This is a genomic window from Serratia sp. OS31, assembly GCF_014164835.1.
GTDB lineage: Bacteria > Pseudomonadota > Gammaproteobacteria > Enterobacterales > Enterobacteriaceae > Serratia > Serratia liquefaciens_A.
Map to the genome: position 1 here is coordinate 1 of NZ_JACJFQ010000068.1, position 6,100 is coordinate 6,100.

Here is a 6,100-nt window from a genome sequence, read left to right on the forward strand (position 1 = left end):
CTCCTATGCAATATATCGAATATATTATCAACAGCACATACGCAAATTCTATGATAACAACTCTTATTCATAGCTTGAATAGACCAATTTTCACGCCTACTTTATCTTGATTCTGCTGCTTCATCAGACTCATCTTTGAATCCTGGAACTGCTTAATGCTCACCCCTTGCTTGATGGCACGCTGTGGATCATTGAGAATCTCCACCTTGCTAAAATTCACTTTCCTATCGATTCCTATAACACCTTTGTTCTCAACAACCCAGTTGTTACGTTTCGTTTCCTTGTAACCTGCAACCTCCCCATTCTTTTTAAACAAAGGAACCTTAACCGTCGTTTCCCCTTCCTTCTTTATTTTTATAACGCTACCTTTTTTAACTTTTTCTCTCAACAACTCATCCGGTAAGTTTGTACCCCAGATGGTCAACTCTTTTTCACCCTTGATAGTCTTAAGTCGAATAAAGTTCTGCCGCTTATTTTTCGGATCGTTGTTATAATGCGTTCTCCCTGTTTCTACAACTTCATAGAGGTTTCGAGTACGATCTGGTTCGTCTCTAATTTTATTCTTTAAGGCAAAGTCATGTTTATGTGTGGCCTTAACGTCATACCCTTTCCCCTGGAGTTTTTGCGCAAATCCCGCCCGTAGATCCCTCAAATCAGATTTTCGAATATTAATTCTATTACCTGCATTATCGGGTATGCGCATGACGACATGCACATGTGGGTTATCTGTATCCTGGTGATAGGCCATCACAAACCGATTATCAGGATATTTTTCCTTAATAGCCTTTTGAACGGCATCAAGCATATCCTCTTGGGATACACCTACAGAAGAATTGGTATTAAACATCATATTGTGCGAAATATGCGGATTTTTATCGTCATCAAGGCGTGTTCTGTCTTCTGGCGAAACCATATAATCATAAGCATCCACCACATCCTTATCCCCCTCATACTCCCGTCCTTCATCGTCTCTTAGCTTCAAATCAGCATCGCGACTGATGTAATTTATCGAATTCTTTATTCCTCTAGCGGTCTTAGCATTCCCGGTGATTTTCACCATAACTTCACGACTTGCCCCTTTTGCCGCCGCGCGTTGTTTTACACTCTTTTTGTAAGTAGCTCCACCGTTCCTGGCTTTATGCGCCAGTGGGTTTTTAGCCGCACGCTCACTCCGGGCCTTCCTTATTTTATACTCTTTATCAATACTAACGCCCATTATGCGATCCCCGCTTTCTATAATTACTACGGTTTATTCCTAACGTTGTTAACCTATCTACTTGGGATTTTAGTGCTTCAATGTTCTCATTGAGACGTTGAACATCTTCCAAAAAATCAGCATCATTGATGGTCAATATCTGTTTTTTAGAAATGATGTAATGCAAATTACGCCCCACTATATCTACTGCATTCCTGGCCCTTCTAAGCTCTGCGACTTCATCAGGATAAAGTGCAGGGTCATCTATCAATGACGACGCAAGTCTGAAACGTGATTCTTTTGATAACGACCATCCATTTTTTTCGGCGGCCCGTTGTAATTTTTCTTTTAATTCACAGCTAACTTTTACGTTCAACTTTTCCGTATTATCTGTAAAGTTAAAATCATTAACCGTATAGCCCGCACCATTATTATTAGCTATAATAGTCATAGCTATTTTTTTTAATAGTGAAGCAGGCGTTAAACCGGCCTTTGTTGATTCCTTCCTAAAGATAGCATCATCATTAGGCTCTAAACGTATCTGTATCTTCCTGCTTTCTTCCTTCATCGAGAGCCTCCGGCAGCGTTGGCAAAGTACAACATATGCGGCATGAAATGGCGTCATATGGGGTCATTTTGCCTATCTTGCCTCCTGTAGTTATCTGTTGCAAGTATATTTCTCCTGTCTTACAAACCCAAAAAACGAGCTGTAATCGCTGTAAAAGCATGGTGTTAACGTATCTAGATGGATTCGCTATGCTTATCCATCAAGACAACGGAAATCACGCCCAGGCTGCCGCTATGCGTCAGCCTGCCCGTTCACCGTTGCGAGCACGTTAAAAATAGTCTGTGTTGCTATAATTCTGTTTAAGCTTAGCAGGGCGGAGGGTGGGATTTTGCTTTATGGGAGTTCGTAACGCCTTTGGCGGCTTCGGGGGAATGTTACGGCGGTGATCTTCTTCTTTTTTCTTTTCCCCCTTCATGCCCTTTCGGGCATAAAAAAGGGAGCCTTAGCCCCCTCCCTTTCGCTATCTAATTCTGGTTAAGTCGTATTTCTCACCGTACCACTCAACCAACTGCTCTGGAGACTCTTTAGCCTCGAACGCTTGAAAAATAAAATCATCACTAAGAGAAATATCTTCCATTGTTAAACCATATCTGTTCTCAAAAATCCGTTTAACTCCTGCCCTGTAGTAGTGAATAGACTTTGTGTAAATCACTTTACTTTTCATAGCGCATACCCCCGCAAGTAATCAACCCACCAACGCAGGTCATCCCATGCGTGTGCTTTCATTGCCGGTACGCGGGTTTGTTTTCCGCTTGCGAGTTGTTTTGCGAGCTGTATAATATCAATTGGCATTTTTAATTCCTCGACAGTCTTAGATTTGCCTGAGAGCCGGATTGTTAGCGCAACCCGGCTTTCTTTTTTTAGATGGCTTGGATTACTTCGTTTACTTCCTTCACAACATAGTTATAACCCTTGTTGTTCTGGCCGAACTGGAAAGCGGCATCATACTTATTTAGTGCATTTGTGATATAGCGGCAAATTACAACTTCACCAAAAGAGTTTTCTGCTATAAATACGACTTCAAAGCGAGTTAAGCGGAGAGTGTCAAAACTGCGGGATGGTACATTCATATTCTTTACTCCAATCACCTACGGGGTGTACCGACTGAACCGTTCTTGATTCAATAAAACCATTATACATCGTTTGATATCATGCGACAAATTATATTTAACGATTTTAATAAAAAGGGCGGGTTTCCCCGCCTTGTGTTAATTTGTTTTTTCTAATTGTTTTTTGCCTTTTGCTTTTCTTTGTCCATTTGTTCCATACATTTCGCGGATTTCTTCGATGGTGTGTGTTTTCCTGTTGTAAACACTTTTATGCTCCTCTGGTCTGTAATACCACTCTTTTTTACTAGGTGCCCACTTGCATTTTAGCGATTTAAGTATCTCTTTATGATTTTTAGTTTCACCTCGAATCCAAACCCAGTTTCCTATCACTTCGAATATTACCCCTTCCAACGTCACAATCGTTTTTAATACAGTTTCAATTTCATCACTGTAGTTATACACATCATCTTCATTCTGTGATTGAAATTGATTTATTTTCTCAATGTTATTAGTAAGGAATTCATACGCCGCATTAATCATTTTCATCATTTCTGCGCCGATTGGGTTTTTATCTGGGTGATATTTAACAGCGAGGCGTTTAAATGCTTTTTTCAGTTCTGCCTGATTAACTTCACCAGTTAAACCGAGAACGTTGAGGGCTTCTTGAATGTTCATAATTTTATTCCTAGCGCCGTTCGGGGCGTACCGTTCAAATCACTGCTGACTTGATAAAACCATTATACATCGTTTGATGACTATCGCAATATGTTTATGCACGTAAGTGCATGAAAAGCGGCACTATGTAGTAGAAAATTACACTATTATAACCCCGCTGATGCCCGCCCTTGGGCGGTACAATATTGCATAAAGCAAAATCCCCCCTCCGCCCTGCTAAGCCTATACGCGCCAACAGACGACGCAGACGCAAAACCAGCCCCTTCCTCGGTGAGCGGTCAGAACGACGCACAGCGCCGTTTTGAGCGTGATTTCCGAGGCGTTAGCGGATGCGCTTGCGCAGACGGTTACGGGGGAGAACGTAGAGAACAAACAGTAAGGGAATAAACACAATCAAAAATGGCGGCGCCGGCCGGTGGCCATGTGTAAAAATGATGGTGTTTTCATGCCTGGTGCCTGGCTGCAGAATGCGCCTTTGACGTCAAATTGACAAATACGGATGTTTACCGGCCAACAATAACAAAAAATTATACTCCCCTACGGTCAGCGTTCCGCGTGTGTTCGGGTTCTCTTTTGACTGCCAGCTGCGCGGCAGACACTCAAACAGTGCGGCGGCTTGTTCAACGCTCAACCCGGCAGCTTCCCTCAACTGCCTAACGTCGTCAGCGCTGGGTTTATTCTGCACCGTCATCAGCTCCGGTTGCTTCTGCGTCAAAACAAACTGCGGATGTTCACCGGCAAGTAACAGCAGGAACTGAAACTCACCGGGCCGGATGCCGATCGTCTCTTTTGACGTTTCAGACTCCTTTTTTTGCCACGTAGCCAAAGTAACGCCAAAAAGCGCAGCAAGATTTTTTTGCGTCAATCCGAGTTGATTTCTCAGCTTTGCGATTTCCGAGCCGGTCGGTGTCGTCATTCTTCACCCTTAAAAAATTCGGAATCGAGTAAAATTTTCGTTGAGCGTAATTTGGGTAAATCTAGCTCTTTTAATTCGTCTTTACTGCTTGCTGTAAACTGTGAGACTTGATCCACAAATTCCTTTTCCGTTCCGTCAGGAAAGCGTTTACGTTTGATTCTTGTAAACACGGCTTCTAACTGCCCGTTATCCAATTTAAAAATTTCTGTTTTGAACGTATTCATTCCGCTGGAACCGGCATGATGATAAACGCAGGTCTTAGACATTGCTTTGCCCTCTTAGCTGGCTAATAAACCCAACGACTCGAATAGTTTCATCCATCGTTAATCCTTTGATATTGATTTTATAATTTTCGTAGCAATAGCGTTGAACCTCACCACCGATCCCCTCATGACTCAATCCACATACTCTATCGCTGTGATCATAGCGAGGCCGTTCGACACTGACTAAACGGCTCATCGCATCGATAAACCACTCTTTAGCCTGTTTTCTGTCAACATCCTTTTGGCGCTGGCTAGCCGCATCAGCAAGTTTTTCCCGGAGGCGGGTGAATAATCGCCTGCGAATATCCCGACTGATCGCCGTTGGTGTTCTACTGTGGGAAATTTTAATCGCGATATCGCTGCAATGGTCAATGACGGCCAATAGCTGAAACTGTTGATATGAGCAGGTGATTATGATGCTGTAATGCCGATATTCAGGAGAGCGCAAGACTTGACGCCATTGCTGAGACTGTAGGCGGTCAATGTGCCATCCATCCCCTAACAGCAGGCAAACTTGCTCAAGGGTTAGGATGTGTTCTTTTGAAAAGGTGCTATGCATGGTTATTCCTCTCGCCATTCGGGGCGTACCGTTGTTAATTTTACCGTTCGTCGGCAGTCGTATAAACCTCATCGCCTGCGCGCTTTCCTACTGCGATCACTAACAAAATGATTTCAGTATCGTTAACTTCATAAACCAATCTATAGCCTGATGAACGAAGTTTAATTTTGTATCTATTCTGATGACCACTCAGACGAGACGCGGGTACATGCGGGTTCTGCAAACGCTCGGCCAACTTCTTTTTTAGCTGTTCCCGGATCGTGTGTCCCAATTTCCCCCATTCTTTCAGGGCTCTTTTTTCAAACTGGAGGTTATAGGTCATCGAGGGAAACGCTCACAAACTCGGCATCTTTCATGCGTTCATCGGCAATACGATTCAACTCAGCATCTTCCGCCAACTCGCGATAGTAGGCGTAAAGCTCTGGAGGAACACAGTAGAATGCCGGTTCGTTACGATTAAGGATCGCGACCGCTTCACCGTCCCCGTCAGCAACGGTTCCCATCGGATTTTTTTTCAGGTCGGTGATCGACGCTGCCGTAGTCGTTAAAATCTGGTAAGTCATGATACCCCCCCACTTCAATGGAACACCAATAATAGCACTATTAAAAGCACCTTTCAATGTATCTAACTGCGAAAATCTTCTTCGAACGGTTCCATTAATTCTTTTATATATGAAATGCCAAATTCGTTTTTTATATCTTCTTTAATTCTTTGAGAAAGTAATTTAACAGCATCTGTTCTCGCTGCCATTTCGATTGTACAATCGTAAAGTCTATCTAGCATGAAAGTTGTTTTGGTAATATTCGAACCATATTTAGACAAGGCGTAAATTAAAAACTTCCCGCCTTCTTTATCGTTATGTTTCTCCATAAAC

11 protein-coding genes are annotated in these 6,100 nt (G+C 42.8%); all 11 read right to left on the minus strand.

Annotated elements, in window-relative coordinates:
* Nucleotides 1-67 precede the first annotated feature (67 nt).
* Nucleotides 68-1,216 carry a MobP1 family relaxase gene (mobP1, locus tag H5P17_RS25955; protein WP_182825862.1) on the minus strand — a complete coding sequence of 383 codons (1,149 nt, stop codon included), beginning with the start codon at nucleotides 1,214-1,216 and terminating at the stop codon, nucleotides 68-70.
* Nucleotides 1,206-1,763, minus strand: a complete 558-nt coding sequence (gene ddp1, locus H5P17_RS25960) for a DNA distortion polypeptide 1 (RefSeq protein ID WP_182825863.1) — start codon at nucleotides 1,761-1,763, stop codon at nucleotides 1,206-1,208. The genes mobP1 and ddp1 overlap by 11 nt, the downstream gene beginning before the upstream one ends.
* Before the next feature lie 460 nt (nucleotides 1,764-2,223).
* A complete protein-coding gene (locus H5P17_RS25965; protein WP_182825864.1) occupies nucleotides 2,224-2,427 on the minus strand; it encodes a hypothetical protein in 204 nt (67 codons plus the stop codon).
* A 196-nt stretch (nucleotides 2,428-2,623) separates the two neighbouring features.
* Nucleotides 2,624-2,833, minus strand: coding sequence for a hypothetical protein (locus tag H5P17_RS25970; RefSeq protein WP_182825865.1), 210 nt, complete (start codon nucleotides 2,831-2,833; stop codon nucleotides 2,624-2,626).
* Nucleotides 2,834-2,971: 138 nt separating this feature from the next.
* Nucleotides 2,972-3,487, minus strand: coding sequence for a J domain-containing protein (locus H5P17_RS25975; RefSeq protein WP_182825866.1), 516 nt, complete (start codon nucleotides 3,485-3,487; stop codon nucleotides 2,972-2,974).
* Nucleotides 3,488-3,968: 481 nt separating this feature from the next.
* Nucleotides 3,969-4,403, minus strand: coding sequence for a hypothetical protein (locus tag H5P17_RS26770; RefSeq protein WP_255478003.1), 435 nt, complete (start codon nucleotides 4,401-4,403; stop codon nucleotides 3,969-3,971).
* Nucleotides 4,400-4,669 carry a hypothetical protein gene (locus H5P17_RS25990; protein ID WP_182825867.1) on the minus strand — a complete coding sequence of 90 codons (270 nt, stop codon included), beginning with the start codon at nucleotides 4,667-4,669 and terminating at the stop codon, nucleotides 4,400-4,402. The genes H5P17_RS26770 and H5P17_RS25990 overlap by 4 nt, the downstream gene beginning before the upstream one ends.
* Complete coding sequence (locus H5P17_RS25995; protein ID WP_182825868.1) at nucleotides 4,662-5,225, minus strand: hypothetical protein; 564 nt, start codon at nucleotides 5,223-5,225, stop codon at nucleotides 4,662-4,664. Before H5P17_RS25995 ends, H5P17_RS25990 begins: the two co-directional genes overlap by 8 nt.
* A 40-nt stretch (nucleotides 5,226-5,265) precedes the next feature.
* Nucleotides 5,266-5,547 carry a type II toxin-antitoxin system RelE/ParE family toxin gene (locus H5P17_RS26000; RefSeq protein WP_182825869.1) on the minus strand — a complete coding sequence of 94 codons (282 nt, stop codon included), beginning with the start codon at nucleotides 5,545-5,547 and terminating at the stop codon, nucleotides 5,266-5,268.
* Nucleotides 5,537-5,788, minus strand: coding sequence for a type II toxin-antitoxin system Phd/YefM family antitoxin (locus H5P17_RS26005; RefSeq protein ID WP_182825870.1), 252 nt, complete (start codon nucleotides 5,786-5,788; stop codon nucleotides 5,537-5,539). Before H5P17_RS26005 ends, H5P17_RS26000 begins: the two co-directional genes overlap by 11 nt.
* Nucleotides 5,789-5,850: 62 nt before the next feature.
* On the minus strand, nucleotides 5,851-6,100 hold a 250-nt coding region (locus tag H5P17_RS26010), incomplete at its 5' end, for a hypothetical protein (protein WP_182825871.1).

Excerpts from the sequence above, each read along its gene's own strand:
- mobP1 (WP_182825862.1), bottom strand. The coding sequence starts at position 1,216 with ATGGGCGTTAGTATTGATAAAGAGTATAAAATAAGGAAGGCCCGGAGT.
- ddp1 (WP_182825863.1), bottom strand. The coding sequence starts at position 1,763 with ATGAAGGAAGAAAGCAGGAAGATACAGATACGTTTAGAGCCTAATGAT.
- H5P17_RS25965 (WP_182825864.1), bottom strand. The coding sequence starts at position 2,427 with ATGAAAAGTAAAGTGATTTACACAAAGTCTATTCACTACTACAGGGCA.
- H5P17_RS25970 (WP_182825865.1), bottom strand. The coding sequence starts at position 2,833 with ATGAATGTACCATCCCGCAGTTTTGACACTCTCCGCTTAACTCGCTTT.
- H5P17_RS25975 (WP_182825866.1), bottom strand. The coding sequence starts at position 3,487 with ATGAACATTCAAGAAGCCCTCAACGTTCTCGGTTTAACTGGTGAAGTT.
- H5P17_RS26770 (WP_255478003.1), bottom strand. The coding sequence starts at position 4,403 with ATGACGACACCGACCGGCTCGGAAATCGCAAAGCTGAGAAATCAACTC.
- H5P17_RS25990 (WP_182825867.1), bottom strand. The coding sequence starts at position 4,669 with ATGTCTAAGACCTGCGTTTATCATCATGCCGGTTCCAGCGGAATGAAT.
- H5P17_RS25995 (WP_182825868.1), bottom strand. The coding sequence starts at position 5,225 with ATGCATAGCACCTTTTCAAAAGAACACATCCTAACCCTTGAGCAAGTT.
- H5P17_RS26000 (WP_182825869.1), bottom strand. The coding sequence starts at position 5,547 with ATGACCTATAACCTCCAGTTTGAAAAAAGAGCCCTGAAAGAATGGGGG.
- H5P17_RS26005 (WP_182825870.1), bottom strand. The coding sequence starts at position 5,788 with ATGACTTACCAGATTTTAACGACTACGGCAGCGTCGATCACCGACCTG.